This window comes from Xanthobacter autotrophicus, assembly GCF_029991245.1.
GTDB classification, from domain to species: domain Bacteria; phylum Pseudomonadota; class Alphaproteobacteria; order Rhizobiales; family Xanthobacteraceae; genus Xanthobacter; species Xanthobacter autotrophicus_C.
Map to the genome: position 1 here is coordinate 15,977 of NZ_JAIVFO010000014.1, position 18,525 is coordinate 34,501.

Consider the following 18,525-nt stretch of genomic DNA (forward strand, 5'->3'; position numbering starts at 1 on the left):
TCTGTCAGCGGGCGGCGGGTAGGACGGCGTGCGCGTCCCACGCCAAGGCGAAGGCGGCGGCTAGCGCGATGGAGCGGCAGGCGCCGTTGTGGTCGCCCTTCTCGAAGTCGCCATCCACGCAGCCGAGCTGGTTGGTGACATGGGCGAGGCACAGCACCGGCCGGTTCTGGGCGCGGGCGAAGGCGTAGAGGGCGGCCGCTTCCATCTCCACCGCCAGCAGGCCCTCGGCCTTGCGGCGGGTGATGGCGGCTTCCGTCTCGCGGAAGGGCGCGTCGGTGGTCCAGGTGGCGCCGGTCAGCACCGGGCCATCGGCATGGGCGAAGGCCCGCCGGGCCAGGGTGATGAGAACAGGGTCCGCCGCCACGAACGGCGAGGCCGGCAGGTAGTGATAGCTCGTGCCCTCGTCGCGCAGCGCGCGGTCGATGAGGATGTGGTAGGAGGGCGGCGCGTGGTCGGCGATCTGTCCGGCGGAGGCGATGGAGATCAAAAGCTCGCAGCCGCAGACGAAGGCCTGCTCGGCCACCAGCACGGAAAAGGACGACCCCACCGCAGAGCCGACGATGCCGAAGGCAAGGCCTTCTTCCTCCCACTCCCACATGTCGGTGTGGTAGCAGGCCCAGACCGGCGAGCGGCGCGCGGCGCGGTGGATGCGCACGTAGTCCACCATATCGCCGTCGGGATCGAGCAGGACGATGCGCGGCACCGGCCCGGCCGCCAGGCCCTTCTGCCGGCGCGCCTCGCGCATCATGTTCTCGGGCCGGAACACGGAAGGGGCGCGATGGTCAGCCCGCTCGATCAGCGGCAGAAATCCGGACGGAAGCGGCGAGCGCACCGGCCATCTGGTGTCGTCGGGCTCATGCAAGGGCTGTAGCAGCATGGAAGGGTCTCACATCTTGTTCGGCCAGAGCGTTCTTCACGCGAACCGGTAGTCACTTCGCTCGCAAGCCCTCTAGGCGGGCCCCGGACAATTGGGTTGCCACCCGCAGGAAGGTGGAGACGATGCGGGTGCCGGCCGTGACCGTGGTGCCCAGGTTGCCGGCGACCTTGGAGAGGCCGCCCCGCCGGCGGCGGTAGGCGACCGGGATCTCCACGATGGCGAGGCCAGCGCGGGCCGCGCGCATCTGCATCTCGATGTTCCAGCCGTAGGTCAGCTCGCGCATCCCGAGGCCGACGAGGGCATCGCGGCGAATGGCGCGGAAGGTGCACATGTCGGAATAGGCGACGCCGTAGAGCGCCCGCATGCCGAAGCCGGCGACGCGTCCCGCAGCCACCTGGTGCCAGGCCATGCTGCCCGGCTCCCGCACGCCGCGTGTGCGCGAGGCGATGGCGAAATCCGCCGTTCCCGCCTTCAGCGGCGCCAAGAGCGCGGGCAGGAACGCCGGGTCGTCGGCGCCGTCGGCATCCATGAAGGCGATGATGTCGGCTCCGCGCGCCTCGCACACGCCTTCAAGGCAGGCGCGGCCGAAACCCCGGCCGGAGGCGAGTGCCGTGGCACCGGCGGCGATGGCGATCTCGCGGGTGGCGTCGGTGGAGCCGCCATCGGCCACGATCACCTCGTCCACCACGCCCACGGGGATCTCGGCGAGGGTCGCGCCGATGGCCTGCTCTTCGTTCAGCGCCGGGATGACGAGGGCGATGCGAGGGGCTGCGGTCTCGGCCATCACAGGCTCCATCGCAGGCCGCAATTGGCGCAGGCGGCGGGTGGCGCCTCGGACAGCAGCCCGTCGCGGAAGCAGCGATAGGCCTCGCCCTCCCAGATTTCGGACAGGCTTTGGGTGGTGGCGTCGCCCAGCGTGTAATTCTCGTAGCCGCGCTGGGAGAAGGGCGCGATGCAGCAGGGCAGGGCGCGGCCGTTGGCGGTGAAGTACATCACCGTCCACGGCCGCCGGCACATGGACCAGGGCGAACTATTCTCCGCCCGCTTCAGGCTCATGCCCGGTTCGGCGGCGGCGCCAGACGCGGAGAAGACCATGCCCAGTGAGCGGGCGATCTCGGTCGCCTCGGCGATATAGCGGGCCTCGTCGGAATTGATCTGCTCATAAAGCGCCTGGTCCGGCCGGGCGAGGCCGATGGCTTCCTGCTCGAAGAAGACAAGGCGCTGGAGATAGACTTCCCTGACGCCCAGCTCGGCGGCCACCTTCACGAAGGCCGGCAGCTCGCAAATGGTCTCCTTCAGCCCGGTGAGCCACGCGGAAACGCGCGGATTGGCGTGGCCCTCGCGCTCCTGCAGTTCGCGGAAGGCGCGCACGTTCTTCAGGATGCGGTCGAAATAATTCTTGCCGCGAATGGCGCGATAGGAGGCGGCATTGGACGCGTCCAGGGAGACGCGCAATTCGTCCAGCCCGGCCTCGATCATGGCGCGGCCGTTCTTCTCGTTCAGCACCGTGCCGTTGGTGTTGAACAGGACATAGGTGCCGCGGTCCTTCAGATAACGGACCATGCGGTCGAGGTCCGGCACCAGCATGGGCTCTCCGATCCCGTGCAGCACGCAGCGCTCCAGATCCGGGATCTGGTCGACGATGGAGGTGAACAGCTCCCAGCTCATGTCCGCCGGAGGCTCCAGCTCCTCATAGGTGCGCGGGCAGGTGGTGCACACCAGGTTGCAGCGGTTGGTGGTCTCCAGATAGAGGCACACCGGTTTGCGGACCGGAACGCTGGTGCGGTTCGCCTCCGCCCGCTCGAAATAGCGGCGGGCATCGAGGGGGCTGCCGGTGGTGATCACGTTCATGGGGCGTTGTCCGTCAAGGGGATGGATCACGAGGCGCGGCGCTGCGGGATGCCGCTTGGCAGCTCGTTGGGCAGGCCGAGGCGCCCGGCGAGGTCCTGCGTGGCGAGCAGGCGGCGCATCAGCCGTTCCGTGTGGCGGGCAACGCCGCGCTGAAGGCCGGACGTGCCGAACGGCACGGCCTGGATGATCTCGCCATGCAGCAGCCGCAGCGCGGTGGCGTCGTCCACGTCGTACCAGGGCGGAAGCAGGTGAACGTCGAGGCCGATCTCGGCGGCACGCTCCAGCGTCTGCTGGCACACGCGCTCGGTGCTCCAGTCGATGTCCTCGAACAGCCGCCAGCGCGGGGTCTTGAGGCCCAGCACGTAATAGCCGCCGTCCGTGGAGGGGCCGAGCACGGCGCGCTCGCCGGGGCGCGCCAGCACATCGGCCATCTCGGCGAGGAGTGCGGGGGGCAGGGTGGGGCTGTCGGAATTCAGCACCGCCGCCGCCGGATGCCCGAGGGCGAACAGGTGGCCCAGGGTGGCTCGCAGGCAGGCGCCGAAGCCGGGCAGTGCCGCCTCGATGCGGCCGACGCCGGGCGGCAGCAGGGCATCGAAGAAGTGGCCCGCGCCCGCCGGCCCATAGGCCACATACGGCATCACCGGTGCGAGCGCGCCGGCGGCGAAGATGTTGCCGACGATGTCCTGCACGAAGGCGGTGTTGAAGGCGGCGGCCTCGTGGGGGGAAAGCTGTGGGCAAAGCCGCGTCTTGGTGCGCCCCGCCGCCGAGGCCTTCGCCATGACGGCGATGGCGCAGGAGAGGAGGCCGGAAGTGGATACGCCACCTGTTCCTTCGGTCATCGCAAGCCCCCGCTGTGGTGTCGCTGGTTGGGAATTCGCTCGTCGCAGGCCGCCCGTTACACGCCTCACGAAGGAGTGAACGACCCGTCTTCAGGCGCCGTGGTCGCCGCCCGTGCCGGCGCTGTCAGCACGCCCGTCGAGCCGCGCGCGCAGGTCCGCGACCTCCGCTTCCAGTGCCGCGATGCGGTCGTCGCGCGCCTTCAGCGCGGCGGCGACGAGGGGCGCGTCGATCTTCTGGGGGATGTGCTGCGGGCAGTTGATGTCCCAGGCGCGCACGCGGAACAGCAGCGCGCGCTCCGGCATGGCTCCGTAGTCTTCCGGCATCAGGCGGGCGACGAGGTCCGGGTCGTTCTCCACCGCGCGCAACTCGCCCCAGATCTTGATGCGGCGGCGATGGGCGTAATCCATGAGGAACAGGAAGGCCTTGCTGTTCTCGCTCAGGTTTCCCACCGTCACATATTGGCGGTTGCCGCTGAAGTCGGCGAAGCCCAGCGTTTCCTCGTCCACCACGCGGATGAAGCCCTTCGGCCCGCCACGATGCTGCACATAGGGCTGGCCCGCTGCGTTGGCGGTGGCGAGATAGGCCGTGTCCATCTCGCCAAGAAAGGCGACGAGATCGGGCGTGATGCGGGTGCGGAAGCCGCCACGCGCCTCAACGCGGGCATACATGGCGCGCGAGCCGCGCTCGGCCTGCGCCGCCTTCACGGCTGGCGTGAAGGCGATGTCGCTGGCAGGCGCCGGGTGGATTGGGTCTGACGGATCGGGCATGGCTAGATCCTCCTCAGAGATGAGGCCGGGGCCGCATAACGGCCCCGGCTCTTGTCGCGTCAGGCTGCGCGCGGGGCGCCGGATCGCACCACCGGGAATGCGGCTCACGGGACTGATCCTTCGTTCGGCGTCCCCGCACAGGGGGCTGAGGCGGAGGGGGTGGCGAAGCCGCTGCGGCCGCGTCGCCTCCGGCTCTTCATGGGGCGCCGTGGGGGAAGGTAGGCCTTCCCGTCGTTGTGCAGAATGGGTAGAGTTTGAAAGCCATTCTTTCGAAAAGTGAAATCACGGCATGGACCGGATCGACGCCATGACCGCCTTCGTCGCGGCGCTCGACGAAGGCAGCCTTGCCCGCGCCGCACGCCGGCTGGGCCGCTCGCCGGCGGCAATCACGCGGGCGGTGGCGCAACTGGAGGAGCATCTCGGCACGCGCCTCCTCCACCGCACCACGCGCGCCCTGCACCTGACCCATGCCGGCGAGCTCTATCTCGCCTCCTCCCGGGCCATCCTCGCGGATCTTGCCGAGGCGGACCTGCTGGCCGCCGGCGAGCGCACCGATCCCAGGGGCGTCCTTTCCGTGACCGCGCCGGTCACCTTCGGGCGCCTGCACGTGGCCCCTGTGATCGAAGATCTGATCGAGGCACATCCCGCCCTGGAAGCGCGGCTGCTGCTGGTGGACCGGGTGGTGAACCTGGTCGACGAAGGCCACGACGCGGCGGTGCGCATCGGCCATCTGCCGGACTCAAGCCTCGTCGCCACGCGGGTGGGCGAGGTGCGGCGCGTGGTGTGCGCGAGCCCGGATTATCTTGTCGCCAGTGGTACGCCGGGGGTGCCGTCCGATCTGTCGACGCATCGGGTGATCTCGTTCTCGCAGATCACGGAGACTGCCGTCTGGGCCTTCGCCGCCGGGCCGTCGGGCGGGGCGCGCAAGCAGGTCAGCGTTGACGCCCGGTTCACCGTCAACAGCGCGGATGCGGCCATCGCGGCGGCGGCGCGGGGGCGCGGCATCACCCGCGTGCTGTCCTACCAGGTGGAGGAGGCGGTGGCCGCAGGCCACCTGCGCCTTGTGCTGGAGGAGTTCGAGGGGGAGCCGCTGCCCGTGCACGTGGTCTATCCGGGCGCGCGCCTGCAGGCGGCGAAGCTGCGCGCCTTCGTGGATTTCGCGGTGCCCCGCCTGAGGGCGCGGCTCGCAGAGCTGCCGGTCTCTTCGGAGCGGGCCTGAAGGCTATGGCGCTCATTCGGGCCTGCCGAGGCGCTCGCGCAGGAACTTCGTCATGAGCCGCACCTTTCTCGGGGTGTAGCGCCGGCTCGCATAGATGAGCCAGGCGGCAGTGTCGAACGAGGTCGCGGTGACTCGGATTTCGCGACATCGAAGTGGTGGGCGTGGAAGGCACCAATGGCGAGGAAGGCGCGGCCGCTGCCGCGCTTGATGTAGCGCTCAAGACCATTCAGAGCCTGCCGTCGCTCGCGGCCTGAAAATTCTCGACGAAAAATCGGCAGGTGCGCGAATAAAACGGAACGCTCCGTGGTCTTGGCTGGTGTGGGTCCGCCCACGCCAGCCGAAGCGGCCGCTCCCTCGGGGCGCCGCTCTCCCGCGCCGGACTTTCGTCCGGCCCACCCGGAGAGACCCATGACCAAATCCGACACCACCACACCCATCGCCGACGCGGACGGCATCCACCGCCGCGGCTTCCTAGAATGCATGACCTGGGCCGGCACGGGCATCCTTTGGTCCCTGTCCGGTGGCCTGCCGAGCGGCCTCGGCCTCGGCTCCGCCTTGGCGGCGGAGCCGGCCAAGGCCTTCACCTTCCTCCAGATCAGCGACTGCCATGTGGGCTTCGACAAGCCGGCCAACCCGGATGCCCTTTCGACCCTGCGCGAGGCGGTGGCGCGCATCAAGACGCTGAAGGAGAAGCCGGCCTTCATGATCCATACCGGCGACATCAGCCACTTGTCGCGGGAGAAGGAATTCGACGACGCCGACCAGATCATCAAGGAAGCCGGACTTCCAGTCTTCTACGTGCCGGGCGAGCATGACCTGCTCGATGACGGGCAGGGCAAGGCCTATCTCGAGCGCTACGGCAAGGGCGCGAAGGGCGCCGGCTGGTACAGCTACGACCATGACGGCGTCCACTTCATCGCCCTCGTGAATGTGGTGGAGCTGAAGGCCGGCGGCCTCGGCAATCTCGGCACCGAGCAGCTCGAATGGTTGGGGAGCGACGTGGCTGGGCTGCCGTCCTCCACGCCCATCGTGGTGTTCGCCCACATCCCGCTCTGGACCGTCTATCCCGAATGGGGATGGGGCACGTCGGACGGGTTGCAGGCGCTGGCCTATCTCAAGCGCTTCGGCTCGGTGACGGTGCTGAACGGCCACATCCACCAGGTTATGCAGAAGGTGGAGGGCAACGTGACCTTCCACACCGCGCGCTCCACCGCCTTCCCCCAGCCGGCGCCGGGCAGCGCGCCATCGCCCGGCCCGCTGAAGCTGCCGGCGGCGGAACTGCGCAAGAGCCTGGGCATCGCCACGGTGAACTTCGTCCGTGGCTCCCAGCCCCTCGCCATCATCGACCAGCCGCTCGCAGGCTGAGCGCGCCTTTGCCCCGTCCCGCTGTCCTGAAAGGAGTTTTTCGTGCGCCAGCCGATCATGCAGCTTCCCGTCTCGCGGGCCAATCCCGTCGTGCCCCTCCTTGCCGCAACCCTCCTCGCCCTTGCCCTCGGCCTTGCGGCACGGCCGGCCGCCGCCGGGGAGGAGGTGACGGTCTCAATTGACAATTTCACCTTCACCCCAGCCGAGGTAACGGTTGCGCCCGGCACCACCGTCACCTGGGTGAACAATGACGACATTCCGCACACGGTCGTCGACAAGAAGCAGCCCTTCCGGTCCAAGGTTCTCGATACGGAAGGCAAGTACTCCTTCACCTTCAACACGGCCGGGGACTTCACGTATTTCTGCTCGTTGCATCCCCACATGACTGGCAAGGTGGTGGTGAAACCTGCGGGCTGATTTCAACGAATAAGACTCGCAGCGGAACACGGGGTTCCGCTGCGATAGAGCTTGAGGAAGCGGGGCAGGTCGATGCTGGCAGCAGGTTCGGGATACGCGCCGTGGTGTCCCGCCGGGGAGGCGGGAGGGGCGGGTGCATTTTTCGTCCTCGACGGATGGCGGGCTTTTGTCCTCTGCCTCGCCGCCGTGGTGCCCGGCGTCGCCCGCATCCGCTCCGCCCATGCCCATCCCATGGCGGAACTCGCGGCCCGCCATGGGTACGCTGCGCCGGCCGCCGATCGCGGGCTCGATGCGGCTGGGGCGGCGCGGTTCGACGCGCTGATCCTGCCGCACCTCGACGCAGCCTATAACCTTGCGCGCTACCTGAGCCGGGATCCGGATGTGGCGCAGGACATCGTGCAGGAGGCCTTCCTGCGCGCCTATCGCAGCTTTGCCGATTTCCGGGGCCTGAGCCCGCGGGCGTGGCTGCTCGCCATCGTACGCAATTGCCATGGAACGTGGCGTCTCAAGCATCGGCGGGCGCCACCGTCCGCCGCCCCGCCGCATGGCGAAGGAGAGGCGCGGGACGATGCGGTCAGTCTCCCTGTTGACGGTGACACGCCCGAGAGCCTTCTCCTGCGCAGCACCGAGGCGGAAGCCGTGCGTGCGCTGCTGGAACACCTTCCCGAGCCGCTGCGCGAGGTGCTGGTGCTGCGCGAGCTGGACGAGCTGTCTTACCGCGAGATCGCGGAGGTAGCGGGGGTGCCGGTGGGCACGGTGATGTCGCGCCTGTCCCGCGCGCGCCGGCTGTTCGTGGATCTCTGGTTGCGCGCCACGCCAGACGGGGAGGCGACCCCATGAGCACGCCTATTCCAGAAACCGGGCCCTGCGCCGCATGGGAGGGGCTGCTGAACGGATACCTCGATGGCGAGCTGGATGCCGCCCATGTGATGGACGTGGAACGCCACCTCGCCGGTTGCCCCGCATGTGCGGGCGCCCTCGAACGCATGACGCTGGTGCGGCGGGTCATGAGCCAGGATGACGTGCGCTGGCGCGCGCCGCCGGCCCTGCGCGACAGCGTGATTGCCACCTTCGCGCGGGAACGCAGCGCGGCGGCGGCCGGGCCTTCCGGGATGGCCGGTCTGGTCGGCCGGCTGCGCGCCATGCTGCCCTCGCTCCGGCGCTGGAGCGTCATTCCTTCGCTGGCGGTGCTCGCGGTGGCGCTGCTCCTGGTGGTGTTGCCGCCGAGGGGCGGGTCATCGCTGGAGGAGGAACTGGTCGCCGGCCATGTCCGCTCCCTGCTGGCGGAGCATCTCACCGACGTGGCAAGCTCGAACCAACACACGGTGAAGCCCTGGTTCGGCGGTAAAATCGATTTCTCGCCCCCGGTGGTGGATCTTGCGGCGCGTGGCTTTCCGCTGGCGGGGGGGCGGCTCGACTATATCGGCGGGCGGGTGGTGGCGGCCCTCGTCTATCGCCGCAACGGGCATGTCATCAATGTCTTCGTCTGGCCTGCCGGCTCCGACGCGCGCGTACCCAAGGCGTTCATGGCGCGCGCCCATGAGGGCTACACCCTTCTCAACTGGTCCGAGGCTGGCCTGACCTACTGGGCCATCTCCGACCTCAACACGGTGGAACTCAAGGAATTCCAGGAGGATTTCCTTGAGGCGCTGCCGAAATAGGGTTCAGGTGGCGACGGCGAGGCGCGACAGGTCGGCGAGGGAGGAGACCACGAAATCCGGCGCATAACCGAGAGCTTCCTCCTGGGTGCGTAACGCCTTGTAGAGCGTCACTGGCCGCAGCGCGCCGGCGGTGTTGCTCCTCTGCTCAGAGATCTCTTGGGTGAGTGCACCCTGGGGCACGCGCACAATACGGGCGACGCGGAAGCCGAAGCGCTTGGCGCCGGCGATGTCGAAGCCGTTCGAGGAGACGAAGACCACCTCATGCGGCTTCACTCCGAGCCGCTCCTCCACCAGCTCGTAGGCGCGCGGGTCAGGCTTGAACACACGCTTTTCGTCCACGCTGATGGTGCTCTCGATCAGGTCGCGCAGGGCGGAGCCACCCACCAGCGTATCGAGCATCTGCGGGCTGCCGTTGGACAGGATGGCCCGGCGCGCGCCGGACAGGCCGATAAGCGCTGGCACGGCGTCCGGATAGGGCGTGAGGCGGTTATAGGCCTCGGCCATATCATCGAACAAGGTGGCGGTGGGTGTGAGGCCGAGAACGCCGAGGGTGTAGGTCAGCGCCTCCCGCGTCACCGTCCAGAAGTCGCGGTAGTCGTTCATGAGCGAGCGCAGCCAGCTGTATTCCAGCTGCTTCATGCGCCAGATCTGGGTGATGATCTCGCCATGGCCGGGAAAGGCCCGTTCGGTCACGTCGGCGACCGACTGCACGTCATAGAGGGTGCCGTAGGCGTCGAACACGAAGGCCTTGATCATGGGCGCTTTCTCTCCGGATCGATGAAAGGGACCGCTGCTCCGGACGGCCCGGCTCAGCTCGGCTCCAGTGCCGCAAGCGCCGGACGCAGCACGCCTTCCAGCAGCGCCCGCTCGGGCCGGATGCGGGACAGGACCCGGATGCCGAGCAGCACGCCGAGCAGCATGCGCGCGAGATCCTCCGCCGTCTGATCGGCACTGATGGCGCCGTCCTTCTGGCCCGCCGCCACGCGGCGGCGGAAGAAGGCTTCGATCTCGCCGAGGGTGCGGCCTGCGGCAGCCCGCATGTCGGGATCGTGGGGGCCGAGTTCCACGGCGGCATTGACCACCATGCAGCCTTTCATGTCCGGATCGTTCAGCGAGCGCTCCATCACCTCGTCGAAGAAGGCGCCGATGGCCGCACGCGGGGCGACGGCGGGATCCTCCAGGCGCCGGATGCGGTCGGCCACGCTCTCGTCCACATAGCGCTGAAGCGCGCGTTCATAGAGCGCGTGCTTGTCGCCGAAGGCGTTGTAGAGGCTGGCTCCGGTCAGCCCCATGCTGGACGCGAGGTCGCGCACGGAGGTGGCCTCATAGCCGCGCGTCCAGAAGCAGTGGATCGCCGCGTCCAGAACCTCGTTTTCGTCGAACGCCCTTGGCCGTGCCATGTCTCACGTGGTCTTTCTTCGTTGGGGTACGCGGGCAAGGCTAGAGCGTTAATGCGTTTTCTTCACGCGAACCGGTATCCACTTCGCTCGAAAACGCTCCAGCGCCCGCCCGCCTTGTCGTCACCCGGCGCGGCGCGCGGTCTGGCCGAAGAGGATCTTCTTGCCTTCCTCGGTCACCGCCGGACGGCTGGAATAGGGCTCGCCCCTGGCATAGGCGGCGATGGTCGCCGGCCGCGCCGCCACGGCCTCGAACCAGCGCTTGAGGTGGGGGAAGTCGGCGAGATCCTGGCTCTGGCGCTGGTAGGGCACGATCCAGGGATAGATGGCCATGTCGGCGATGGAATAGTCCGCGCCCGCCACATATGCCGCCCCGGTTTCGGCTTTCGCCGCCAGCCGGCGGTCGAGCACGCCGTAGAGCCGGTTCGTCTCCTTCACGTAGCGCTCGATGGCGTAGGGGATCTTCTCTGGCGCGTACTGGCTGAAATGGTGGTTCTGCCCGGCCATGGGGCCAAGCCCGCCCATCTGCCAGAACAGCCATTGGGTGACGCTGGTGCGGCTGCGCAGGTCGGCGGGGATGAAGCGCCCCGTCTTCTCGGCGAGATAGAGCAGGATGGCGCCGGATTCGAACACCGAGATCGACGCACCCTTGTCGGCGGGTTCGTGATCGACGATGGCTGGCATGCGGTTGTTGGGCGCAATCGCAAGAAAATCCGGCTTGAACTGGTCTCCGGCGCTGATATCCACCGGGACAATCCGGTAGTCGAGCCCGGTCTCTTCCAGAAAGAGCGTGATCTTGTGGCCGTTGGGTGTCGGCCAATAATAAAGATCGATCATTCTCAGAGCCCTTGATGCGCTGAACGCCACGCGGATCCGCCAGCGTCACATAAAATTCGCGGATGCGATCTTGCGATCCCTGCGTCGCCGTGCATTCTATATCAGTCGATCTAAAATGCAAATGCGCTCCGTCCGCAAGGCTCGGCCCGCCCTGGCAAAGGTGATCCCTTGATCCGCTTCTACTTCCATCCCACGCCCAATCCCGCCAAGGTCGCCCTGTTCCTGGAGGAGGCAGGCCTCCCCTACGAGGTGGTGCCCGTCGATACGGCGAAGGGCGAGCAGCACCTGCCGGCGTTTCGCGCCATCAATCCCAACGGCAAGGTGCCGGCCATCGTCGACACCGAGGGTCCCGGAGGCCGCGAGGTCCGGGTGTTCGATTCCACCGCTATCCTGCTCTATCTCGCGGAGAAGACGGGGCAGTTCCTGGGCACGCCTCAGGACCGGCCGGAGCTTCTGTCCTGGCTGCTCTTCCTTGCCAGCGGGCTCGGCCCGTTCTCGGGGCAGGCGGTGCATTTCCAGCATGCGGCGCCGCAGGGCCTCGACTATGCCGTCAACCGCTACCGTCGGGAAGTGGAGCGGCACTACAAGGTGCTCGACGACCATCTTGCCACCCGCCGCTTCATCGTGGGCGAAACCTACACCATCGCTGACATGTCGGCCTGGGGCTGGCTCGACCGCGCCGCGCGGGTGTTGAAGGTGGAGAGCGATCCCCTGTCCGGCTTCCCCAACCTGAAGCGCTGGTTCGCGGAGATCGACGGCCGCGCGGCGATGGCGCGCGCCCGCGCGGTGGGCACGGACCACAGCTTCAAGGCTTCCGGCGACGAGGAAAGCCGCCGCGCCCTTTTCCCCTCCAACTATCCGCCCGCGGCGGCGAAGTGAGCCGACCGGCGCTGGTGGTCTCTCGAAGGAAGAAGCCATGAAGATCGAAGGAAAGCGGGTCCTCGTCACCGGGGGCTCGAGCGGCATCGGTCGCGCCATTACCGCCGCTCTTCTTGAGAAGGGCGCGCGGGTGGTGATCAGCGGCCGCAGGCAGGATGCCATCGACGCGACGGTGGCCGAACTCAAGGCCAAGGGCGAGATCCATGGCATCCGCGCCGACGTGACCGAGACGGCCGGGCGGGTGGCGACGCTCGATGGCGAGCTGGCGCACCTGGGTGGGCTCGATATCCTCGTCAACAATGCAGGTGGCGTGCGCGCTGGCCGTCTGGAGGAGACGAGCGAGGCCGAAATCCGTGCCATGGTGGAGGTGGACCTTGTCGCCCCCATCCTCCTCACCCGCGCTGCCCTGCCGGCGCTCCGGGCCAGCGGCGAGGGGCTGATCGCCGACGTCACCTCAGCCATCGCGCTCATCGGCATGCCCTTCTATGCCACCTATGCCGCCACCAAGGCAGGCCTTGCACGTTTCGACGAGGCGCTTCGGCGGGAACTGGTGGGTGAGGGCGTGGGTGTGCTGACCATCTATCCCGGTGCGACGGATACCCCGATGATGCGCACAAGCCGGGCCGGCGCCGAGGTGGGCTTCACCAAGGAGCCGGCGGAGGCGGTTGCGGACGCGGTCATCGTCGCCATCGAAGGGGATGGATTCGAGGTGGTGCGGGGTGGCGAGGCCCGGGCACAGATGATCGCCCTCAATCGCTCCGACCCCACCGCCCTCGACCGACGCTTCGCCGATCTCAAGCCGGCGCTGGCCGAGGCGGTGCGCGACCACTCGGCGCTATAGCGGGCGGCGGCTACGGTTCGCATCCGGAAACGCCAAAGGACGAGGTCTTGAAATGAGTGGCGCCGGTTGGCGCCGCCTGGGCGGCTCCCTCCAGAGGCTGTCCTTCGGAGTAAAAAGCGCAAGGGACGGCTTGGAGCCCCCGGCTCGTCGCGGATTGCCGGCCAGGACAATTCGCATTTGCGACTGGATCGCGTACTGGTGCAAAATAAGGCATGCCTTCTTCCGCGCCACAGCCCGGCCCCCCATCCGAAACACGCGCTCCCCCGCGTAGCTTTCTTGGCAGAGACGGGCGCACGCTCCTGCTCTGGTGCTGGCAGGGGCTGGGCGGGACGCTGGCGATCGCCGCCATGGAAATCGCGGCCTATTTCGGTGAGACGCCGCTGGCACTCATTCCGTTCGCGACCTCCATCGTTCTGGTCCTGGGCATGCCTGAGGCAGAGGCGGCCCAGCCCCGGGCGCTGGTTGGCGGCCATCTGGTCTCGACGCTGGTGGGCCTGGCCATGCTCGCGGTTTTCGGGCGCTCCGAGCCGGCGGCGGCGGTGGCGGTGGGACTCGCGATGGTCGCCATGCGGGCCAGCGGCACCATGCATCCACCGGCGGCCATCAATCCCATTATCGTGGTGATGGAGACTATGAAGCCCGGTTTCCTGCTGATCCCAGTGGGCGTCGGCGCCGTGCTTCTGTCGCTCTATGCGTTCGGCTGGCACAATATGGCCCGGCGGGGAAGCTGGCCGTCGCGCTGGTGGTAGGCCCGGAGCGGTAACCACGGTCAAGGGCTCTCGCCATCATCCTGGCTGCCGGGGCCGCCAATACGAACAGCCGCCGCCTGCCGTGCGCTTTCGGATGAGCGCATGTCATGAGTAGCCCTCAGCCCGTGGGCTTGCCTTGCACGATTGTGCGATGGTCTCAGACAAACTGCTGGAGGCCGTGGCCAACGGACCAATTTTCCTTCGCGGCATCGGCGATGACCACGAACACGTTTTCCGGCCGGATGCCCGGGTTCTCGCCGAGCAGCTCCGCAATACGCCTGAACAGCGCCTTCTTCTGCTCCGCTGTGCGGGTATTGAAGACGGTGATCCCGATATAGACGAGATCGTCGCTCCTCGTGACACCGAAGGCCGCACCGTAGCGGAAGTTCGCGGCGTCATGCTCGCTGATAGTCATGAACTGGTCGTCTTCGGGCACGCCAAGCGTCTCGCGCAGAGCGCGGTAGAGGCTGTCGAAAATGGCCTGCCGGTACGCTGCGGGCTTTCCGGCGCGCATTGAGATGTGAATGAGCGGCATCGCGAGTCCTTTGCTTCTGTGACCCGTTTCAAGGTTAGACGCCGTCCTGTCATTTCGATATGCTATGAATAATAATATGAATGATAATGATTGGAAATGATTGAGCGCCCCCTCGACCTGGACGCCGTCCGGGCTTTCATCTGCATCGCGGAGCTTGGCAGCTTCACCCGCGCGGCCGAAGCGATGCGGACGACGCAGGCTGCGATCAGTCTGAAGCTGAAGCGGCTTGAAGAGCGGGTGGGCTGCCGGCTCGTCGAGCGGACGCCTCGCTATGTGCAGCTTACGGCGCGGGGCGATGCCTTCCTGGAACATGCCCGCGCGCTCTTGGCGGCACAGGATCGCGCCCTCGCCATATTCGCCAAAAGCCGGCAACGCCTCACCATCGGCATCAGCGATCATGTGGCGGGCCCCGAGCTTCCCGCCCTGATCGCGCGCATGAACGTGCAAGACCCGCAGTTGCTGATCGAAATCCGAATCGGATCATCGGGCGATCTGCTTCAAAGCTTCGACCGGCGCGAACTCGACACGGTGATCGTCCGCCTGCATGCGGGGCGGAGCGACGGAGACATGCTCACGGAGGAAAAGTTCGGCTGGTTCGCTTCACCAAGCTGGCAGCACCGTGCGGGCGAGCCCCTGCCGCTGGCCACGATGGCCGAGCCGTGCGGCGTGCGTGCAATGGCGGGGCAGCTCCTTGATGGGGCTGGGGTGCCCTGGACGGAAGTTTTCGTCGGCGGGGGCGTCATGGCAGTCGCTGCCGCAGTCATGGCCGGGCTCGGTGTTGCGGCATTGGCTCCACGCATGCTGCCCTTCGGCGCCGTCGAGGTCGGCCGCAAGTTCGGCCTTCCTGACCTGCCGCGCTTGCCAGTGCTGCTTCACACGAGAATCAGGGACGGCCGACCCCGCGATGCGCTCGACGCGCTTTCGGCCGCCTTCAGGAGTGCGGTGCGAGGCTAGGAGCCTTCTCTGGTTGCGCAGGGCCGACCATTTGCGTCTCGCCGGATTGATAGCGCGCCGGGGTAAGCCCCAGATGGGCGCCGACATCCCGCGATCGCCGGAAGCGATCCGGCGGGTCGATCGTCGCCTGGAAGGCGAGAGCCGTGATCGGTCCGACACCCGGCACGCTCAATCAGCCGCAGGCACAGCGGGGCGGATCGAACGGGACTGGCTGCGGCGCTCTATGAAACTCACATTCTATGGAAAGTCGGCCAACGAGGCCGACCAGCAGCTTTCCTTCCGCTATGGGCATCTTCCCAGGCTGCTCAGCCGCTCTGGCGCCATGGATCGCACATTCTGGAAGCTGGAAACGTAACGTTACGGCAGGGTGACGCCAAGTCTAGAAGTGCGCGGCTTCGCCCAGGTCCAGGGCGTGCAGGCGAACGACTGCCAGACCATCTACGACGCCTATGAGGCCCACGCGAAGGTGCCGTCCTATCGGCAGACCATGACCTTCACCGGCGTCCCGCCCATGGAACTCATCGCCATCGGGGACATCATCTACATGAACCATCTATCAATATACGCCGCCGCCCATCGAGGGGGCCGGGCCGCTCGGCCCGCAGCGGGTCTGGATCGGCACCGGCAATGGCCTGCCCCTGCGCATGACCTCGCAGCAGGAAAATACGGACGTCAATCTCTTCTACGAGAACGTGGTCGCCCCCATTCCATAGCACCGGGGACGCGCCACCTTCTGGCCGGCCGACTCCGGCGGGCGTCATGCCATTGGCTTCGGCCTTCGACCGAGGCCAAGTGGGTTCGCTCAGGCGCCACGCAGGCTTGAACCGACGGGCTATGAGTCAAGCTCATCGCCCGTGGCTATCAGTTGCGCCCGGCCGCGAACACCTGGATCGGCAGCTGGAAGGGGCCGTGACCACCGTGCCCACCGCGCCGCCGACGGCCTGGACCGCGGTTGCGCCGGGCGTGACATCGTCCGAGATGCTCTGGCCGGCCATCAGCCGGTCGCCGAGCAGGCGCACCATGTCGGGCTGGGTGGCGAACTTGCTGTGGTTCAGCGCGTCGCCGCCCTGCAATGCGGTGAGGTCCAGAACGACGATGCCCGTCGCCTGCTCGAGGCGCGCGCTATAGTCGGGATTGGTGAGGTCCACCGCGCCCACCCGCGTCACCTGTCCGGCCAGCAGGCGCGACACGCCCAATGCCTGGTCGTTGCGGGAAACGAAGAGGGTGAGGTGCGGCCGCTTCGGCCCCAGGTCCTGCACCTGCCGCTCGAACACGTCGATGTCGAGGTCGGGGGAGGCGAGCACCACATTGGTGATCTTGGCCGGCACCCGCCCTTCGCTCAGGGCAAGCTGGCGCAGGGATTCCATGGCAAGCCATGCGCCCATGGAATGGGCGAGCACCACCACCTCGTCCACCTGCGGGCTCCTGACCGCGGACGAGAGCACATAGGCCAGGTCCGACCGCGAGAAATTGGCGCTTTCCCGATCGTAGAGATAATCGGTGATCCGCCCGCGGGATGGCCAGGTGAACAGCACCGGCATGTAATCGGCGCTGGTATCGTGGATGAACTGGGCAAAGCGGAACACCGACGCATCAAAGCGGGTGTTGAAGCCGTGGACAAAGATGAGCACCCGGTGCTTGGTGCGTGGCTGCTGCCGGTACCAGGAAAAGACCTGCCTGTTGGGGATGGGGTCCACCCGCGTCACCGCGAATTCCCGCGCGGGGTCCGCCGGCACCCGGCTCGGCCACTGGATCGAGCCCACCTCACGGTTGGGCGGGATGGAGACCACGATATTGGTGAAGGCGAGGCCATCGCCCCGCTCGCCGGTGAAGAGCACGCCCTCGGCATCGCTCGGCGCGCGGGTGGTCGCCACCAGCATGTCCACCTTGCCGGCGGTGGGCGCGTCGATCGCCACCGGAACCAGCAGGCCCTCGGGCCGCGCGCAGCCGGCGAGTGCCACGATCATCAGCGGCGCAAGCAGGCGGGTCCAGGCGGATGCCCGTCGTCTTGAAACTCCAGCACCGTCCAATATTACCGCCCTTGGTTGGGAAGCCGTGCCAGCCTTCTGAGCCCAGTACCCCTTTGTAAGGGATGAAAGGCACAAGGCAAACTGGGGAAACGGGGACGCCTTTCGCGCGTGCCCCCAATGGTGAACAGCTCAGAACGTATTGTATCGCCTCAGGTGAGGCCGAGGGTCGTGCCCGCCCGACCAGCCTCAATGCAGGTTGTGGCGTCCACAACGGCAACTCTCTCCTGTGGTTTCCGGCGCGAGCCCCGGCGATGCTCTTTCGCCGGCCGTTCCCAGGTCTTAAGGTCGCCGCGAAAATCAACGCTGGAATACCATATGCCAAAGACCGTCAGGCTTCCCAACGGTGAAACCGTGCCCGCCCTCGGCCAGGGCACCTGGTACATGGGGGAGAGCGCGTCGGCGCGGGCCGGGGAGGTGGCCGCCCTGCGCGCGGGGCTCGACCTCGGCCTCACGCTCATCGACACCGCCGAGATGTATGCGGATGGCGGCGCCGAAGAGGTGGTGGGCGAGGCCATGGCCGGCCGGCGCGACGAGGTGTTCCTCGTCAGCAAGGTCTATCCCCACAATGCCAGCCGGGCCGGGGTCCAGGCCGCCTGCGAACGCAGCCTGAAGCGGCTGAAGACCGAGGTGATCGACCTTTATCTGCTGCATTGGCGCGGCAGCCATGCGCTCAGAGAGACCATCGCCGGGTTCGAGGCGCTGCAGGCGGCGGGCAAGATCCGCATGTGGGGCGTCAGCAATCTCGACACCGACGACATGGAAGAGCTGCTGGCGGCGCCGGGCGGGCGCGCCTGCGCCGCCAACCAGGTGCTCTATAATCCGAGCCGGCGCGGACCGGAATTCGATCTCCTGCCCCTCCTCGCCGAAGCCGGTATTCCGGCCATGGCCTACAGCCCCATCGAGCAGGCCCGCCTGCCGCGGGGCGGCGCGCTGGGCGCGGTGGCGAAGAAGCACGGCGTGGACCCGTTCCAGGTGGCGCTCGCCTGGGTCATGCGACGCGGTGACGTCATCGCCATCCCCAAGGCGAGCCGCATCGCCCATGTGGCTATGAACGCGGCCGCCCGCGACCTCGTACTTGATGCGGACGACCTTGCCGCCATCGATCGCGCCTTCCCCGCGCCGCGCCGCAAGGTGGGGCTGGAGATGCTTTAGAGCGTTTTCGAGCGAAGTGGGTCCCGGTTCGCGTGACGAAACCGCATCAAAATATGAATCTGGAGTGCTTTCCGTGAGCCGGCGCGGGTCTTTTGGCCGCGATGGAACTGGGGCGGGGCAGCGGCGTTGATGTCAGGTCGGAGAACGGCTGGAG

At 67.5% G+C, this 18,525-nt stretch carries 20 protein-coding genes and 1 pseudogene; 10 read left to right on the plus strand and 11 right to left on the minus strand.

The genetic code is table 11. From position 1 onward, the window contains the following. Positions 1-4 precede the first annotated feature (4 nt). The 5 genes from K9U41_RS04530 to K9U41_RS04550 form a co-directional block, all read right to left on the minus strand. Positions 5-877, minus strand: coding sequence for a nucleoside phosphorylase (locus tag K9U41_RS04530; RefSeq protein WP_282639669.1), 873 nt, complete (start codon positions 875-877; stop codon positions 5-7). Between the two features lie 52 nt (positions 878-929). Beyond that, positions 930-1,661, minus strand: coding sequence for a glycosyltransferase family 2 protein (locus tag K9U41_RS04535; RefSeq protein WP_282639670.1), 732 nt, complete (start codon positions 1,659-1,661; stop codon positions 930-932). Next, positions 1,661-2,728: a radical SAM protein gene (locus K9U41_RS04540; protein WP_282639671.1), complete on the minus strand. Its 1,068-nt coding sequence runs from the start codon at positions 2,726-2,728 to the stop codon at positions 1,661-1,663. The genes K9U41_RS04535 and K9U41_RS04540 overlap by 1 nt, the downstream gene beginning before the upstream one ends. A gap of 26 nt (positions 2,729-2,754) precedes the next feature. Further along, positions 2,755-3,567: a TIGR04282 family arsenosugar biosynthesis glycosyltransferase gene (locus K9U41_RS04545; RefSeq protein WP_282639672.1), complete on the minus strand. Its 813-nt coding sequence runs from the start codon at positions 3,565-3,567 to the stop codon at positions 2,755-2,757. A gap of 90 nt (positions 3,568-3,657) precedes the next feature. Beyond that, positions 3,658-4,335 (minus strand): pyridoxamine 5'-phosphate oxidase family protein, encoded by a 678-nt coding sequence (locus K9U41_RS04550; protein ID WP_282639673.1) that lies wholly within the window; start codon positions 4,333-4,335, stop codon positions 3,658-3,660. A 289-nt stretch (positions 4,336-4,624) separates the two neighbouring features. On the opposite strand from K9U41_RS04550, the gene K9U41_RS04555 reads away from it, so the two are divergent. From K9U41_RS04555 to K9U41_RS04575, 5 genes are all read left to right on the plus strand, one after another. Continuing rightward, positions 4,625-5,554, plus strand: coding sequence for a LysR family transcriptional regulator (locus K9U41_RS04555; protein ID WP_282639674.1), 930 nt, complete (start codon positions 4,625-4,627; stop codon positions 5,552-5,554). A 408-nt stretch (positions 5,555-5,962) separates the two neighbouring features. Beyond that, positions 5,963-6,919, plus strand: coding sequence for a metallophosphoesterase family protein (locus K9U41_RS04560; RefSeq protein WP_282639675.1), 957 nt, complete (start codon positions 5,963-5,965; stop codon positions 6,917-6,919). Between the two features lie 57 nt (positions 6,920-6,976). Beyond that, positions 6,977-7,336 carry a cupredoxin domain-containing protein gene (locus K9U41_RS04565; RefSeq protein ID WP_282639702.1) on the plus strand — a complete coding sequence of 120 codons (360 nt, stop codon included), beginning with the start codon at positions 6,977-6,979 and terminating at the stop codon, positions 7,334-7,336. A 72-nt stretch (positions 7,337-7,408) separates the two neighbouring features. Then, positions 7,409-8,176: a sigma-70 family RNA polymerase sigma factor gene (locus K9U41_RS04570; RefSeq protein WP_282639676.1), complete on the plus strand. Its 768-nt coding sequence runs from the start codon at positions 7,409-7,411 to the stop codon at positions 8,174-8,176. Further along, positions 8,173-8,997: an anti-sigma factor family protein gene (locus K9U41_RS04575; protein ID WP_282639677.1), complete on the plus strand. Its 825-nt coding sequence runs from the start codon at positions 8,173-8,175 to the stop codon at positions 8,995-8,997. The genes K9U41_RS04570 and K9U41_RS04575 overlap by 4 nt, the downstream gene beginning before the upstream one ends. Positions 8,998-9,000: 3 nt before the next feature. On the opposite strand, the gene K9U41_RS04580 is transcribed toward K9U41_RS04575, so the two are convergent. From K9U41_RS04580 to K9U41_RS04590, 3 genes are all read right to left on the minus strand, one after another. Then, positions 9,001-9,753, minus strand: coding sequence for a haloacid dehalogenase type II (locus K9U41_RS04580; protein ID WP_282639678.1), 753 nt, complete (start codon positions 9,751-9,753; stop codon positions 9,001-9,003). A 53-nt stretch (positions 9,754-9,806) separates the two neighbouring features. After that, entirely contained in the window at positions 9,807-10,397 is a 591-nt protein-coding gene (locus K9U41_RS04585) for a TetR/AcrR family transcriptional regulator (protein WP_282639679.1), read from the minus strand. 120 nt (positions 10,398-10,517) lie between these two features. Beyond that, positions 10,518-11,231, minus strand: coding sequence for a glutathione binding-like protein (locus K9U41_RS04590; protein ID WP_282639680.1), 714 nt, complete (start codon positions 11,229-11,231; stop codon positions 10,518-10,520). Between the two features lie 168 nt (positions 11,232-11,399). On the opposite strand from K9U41_RS04590, the gene K9U41_RS04595 reads away from it, so the two are divergent. The 3 genes from K9U41_RS04595 to K9U41_RS04605 all read left to right on the plus strand — a co-directional run bounded on the left by K9U41_RS04595 (position 11,400) and on the right by K9U41_RS04605 (position 13,700). Next, the gene (locus tag K9U41_RS04595) at positions 11,400-12,110 is read left to right on the plus strand and encodes a glutathione S-transferase family protein (RefSeq protein ID WP_282639681.1); all 711 of its coding nucleotides are present in this window, start codon (positions 11,400-11,402) and stop codon (positions 12,108-12,110) included. Between the two features lie 37 nt (positions 12,111-12,147). Further along, positions 12,148-12,951, plus strand: coding sequence for an SDR family NAD(P)-dependent oxidoreductase (locus K9U41_RS04600; protein WP_282639682.1), 804 nt, complete (start codon positions 12,148-12,150; stop codon positions 12,949-12,951). Between the two features lie 212 nt (positions 12,952-13,163). Continuing rightward, positions 13,164-13,700 (plus strand): HPP family protein, encoded by a 537-nt coding sequence (locus K9U41_RS04605; protein WP_432715725.1) that lies wholly within the window; start codon positions 13,164-13,166, stop codon positions 13,698-13,700. A 157-nt stretch (positions 13,701-13,857) separates the two neighbouring features. Here the strand turns inward: K9U41_RS04605 and K9U41_RS04610 are convergent, their stop codons facing one another. Next, a complete protein-coding gene (locus tag K9U41_RS04610) occupies positions 13,858-14,235 on the minus strand; it encodes a tautomerase family protein (protein ID WP_282639684.1) in 378 nt (125 codons plus the stop codon). Positions 14,236-14,331: 96 nt separating this feature from the next. On the opposite strand from K9U41_RS04610, the gene K9U41_RS04615 reads away from it, so the two are divergent. Beyond that, a complete protein-coding gene (locus tag K9U41_RS04615) occupies positions 14,332-15,189 on the plus strand; it encodes a LysR family transcriptional regulator (RefSeq protein ID WP_282639685.1) in 858 nt (285 codons plus the stop codon). Positions 15,190-15,211: 22 nt separating this feature from the next. Here K9U41_RS04615 and K9U41_RS04620 read toward each other — a convergent pair. After that, positions 15,212-15,361 (minus strand): annotated as a pseudogene (locus K9U41_RS04620) (transposase); the annotation flags it as partial. 673 nt (positions 15,362-16,034) lie between these two features. Then, a complete protein-coding gene (locus K9U41_RS04625; protein ID WP_282639686.1) occupies positions 16,035-17,156 on the minus strand; it encodes an alpha/beta hydrolase in 1,122 nt (373 codons plus the stop codon). Positions 17,157-17,534: 378 nt separating this feature from the next. Between K9U41_RS04625 and K9U41_RS04630 the strand changes: the two genes are divergently transcribed. Then, on the plus strand, positions 17,535-18,371 hold the full coding sequence (locus K9U41_RS04630; RefSeq protein WP_282639687.1) for an aldo/keto reductase: 837 nt from the start codon (positions 17,535-17,537) through the stop codon (positions 18,369-18,371). Positions 18,372-18,525: the final 154 nt, after the last annotated feature.

Coding starts and splice junctions, on each gene's coding strand:
- K9U41_RS04550 (WP_282639673.1), bottom strand. CDS start 4,335: ATGCCCGATCCGTCAGACCCAATCCACCCGGCGCCTGCCAGCGACATC.
- K9U41_RS04605 (WP_432715725.1), top strand. CDS start 13,164: ATGCCTTCTTCCGCGCCACAGCCCGGCCCCCCATCCGAAACACGCGCT.
- K9U41_RS04610 (WP_282639684.1), bottom strand. CDS start 14,235: ATGCCGCTCATTCACATCTCAATGCGCGCCGGAAAGCCCGCAGCGTAC.
- K9U41_RS04545 (WP_282639672.1), bottom strand. CDS start 3,567: ATGACCGAAGGAACAGGTGGCGTATCCACTTCCGGCCTCCTCTCCTGC.
- K9U41_RS04540 (WP_282639671.1), bottom strand. CDS start 2,728: ATGAACGTGATCACCACCGGCAGCCCCCTCGATGCCCGCCGCTATTTC.
- K9U41_RS04530 (WP_282639669.1), bottom strand. CDS start 877: ATGCTGCTACAGCCCTTGCATGAGCCCGACGACACCAGATGGCCGGTG.
- K9U41_RS04565 (WP_282639702.1), top strand. CDS start 6,977: ATGCAGCTTCCCGTCTCGCGGGCCAATCCCGTCGTGCCCCTCCTTGCC.
- K9U41_RS04590 (WP_282639680.1), bottom strand. CDS start 11,231: ATGATCGATCTTTATTATTGGCCGACACCCAACGGCCACAAGATCACG.
- K9U41_RS04625 (WP_282639686.1), bottom strand. CDS start 17,156: ATGATCGTGGCACTCGCCGGCTGCGCGCGGCCCGAGGGCCTGCTGGTT.
- K9U41_RS04575 (WP_282639677.1), top strand. CDS start 8,173: ATGAGCACGCCTATTCCAGAAACCGGGCCCTGCGCCGCATGGGAGGGG.
- K9U41_RS04630 (WP_282639687.1), top strand. CDS start 17,535: ATGCCAAAGACCGTCAGGCTTCCCAACGGTGAAACCGTGCCCGCCCTC.
- K9U41_RS04580 (WP_282639678.1), bottom strand. CDS start 9,753: ATGATCAAGGCCTTCGTGTTCGACGCCTACGGCACCCTCTATGACGTG.
- K9U41_RS04560 (WP_282639675.1), top strand. CDS start 5,963: ATGACCAAATCCGACACCACCACACCCATCGCCGACGCGGACGGCATC.
- K9U41_RS04600 (WP_282639682.1), top strand. CDS start 12,148: ATGAAGATCGAAGGAAAGCGGGTCCTCGTCACCGGGGGCTCGAGCGGC.
- K9U41_RS04535 (WP_282639670.1), bottom strand. CDS start 1,661: ATGGCCGAGACCGCAGCCCCTCGCATCGCCCTCGTCATCCCGGCGCTG.
- K9U41_RS04570 (WP_282639676.1), top strand. CDS start 7,409: ATGCTGGCAGCAGGTTCGGGATACGCGCCGTGGTGTCCCGCCGGGGAG.
- K9U41_RS04555 (WP_282639674.1), top strand. CDS start 4,625: ATGGACCGGATCGACGCCATGACCGCCTTCGTCGCGGCGCTCGACGAA.
- K9U41_RS04585 (WP_282639679.1), bottom strand. CDS start 10,397: ATGGCACGGCCAAGGGCGTTCGACGAAAACGAGGTTCTGGACGCGGCG.
- K9U41_RS04615 (WP_282639685.1), top strand. CDS start 14,332: ATGATTGAGCGCCCCCTCGACCTGGACGCCGTCCGGGCTTTCATCTGC.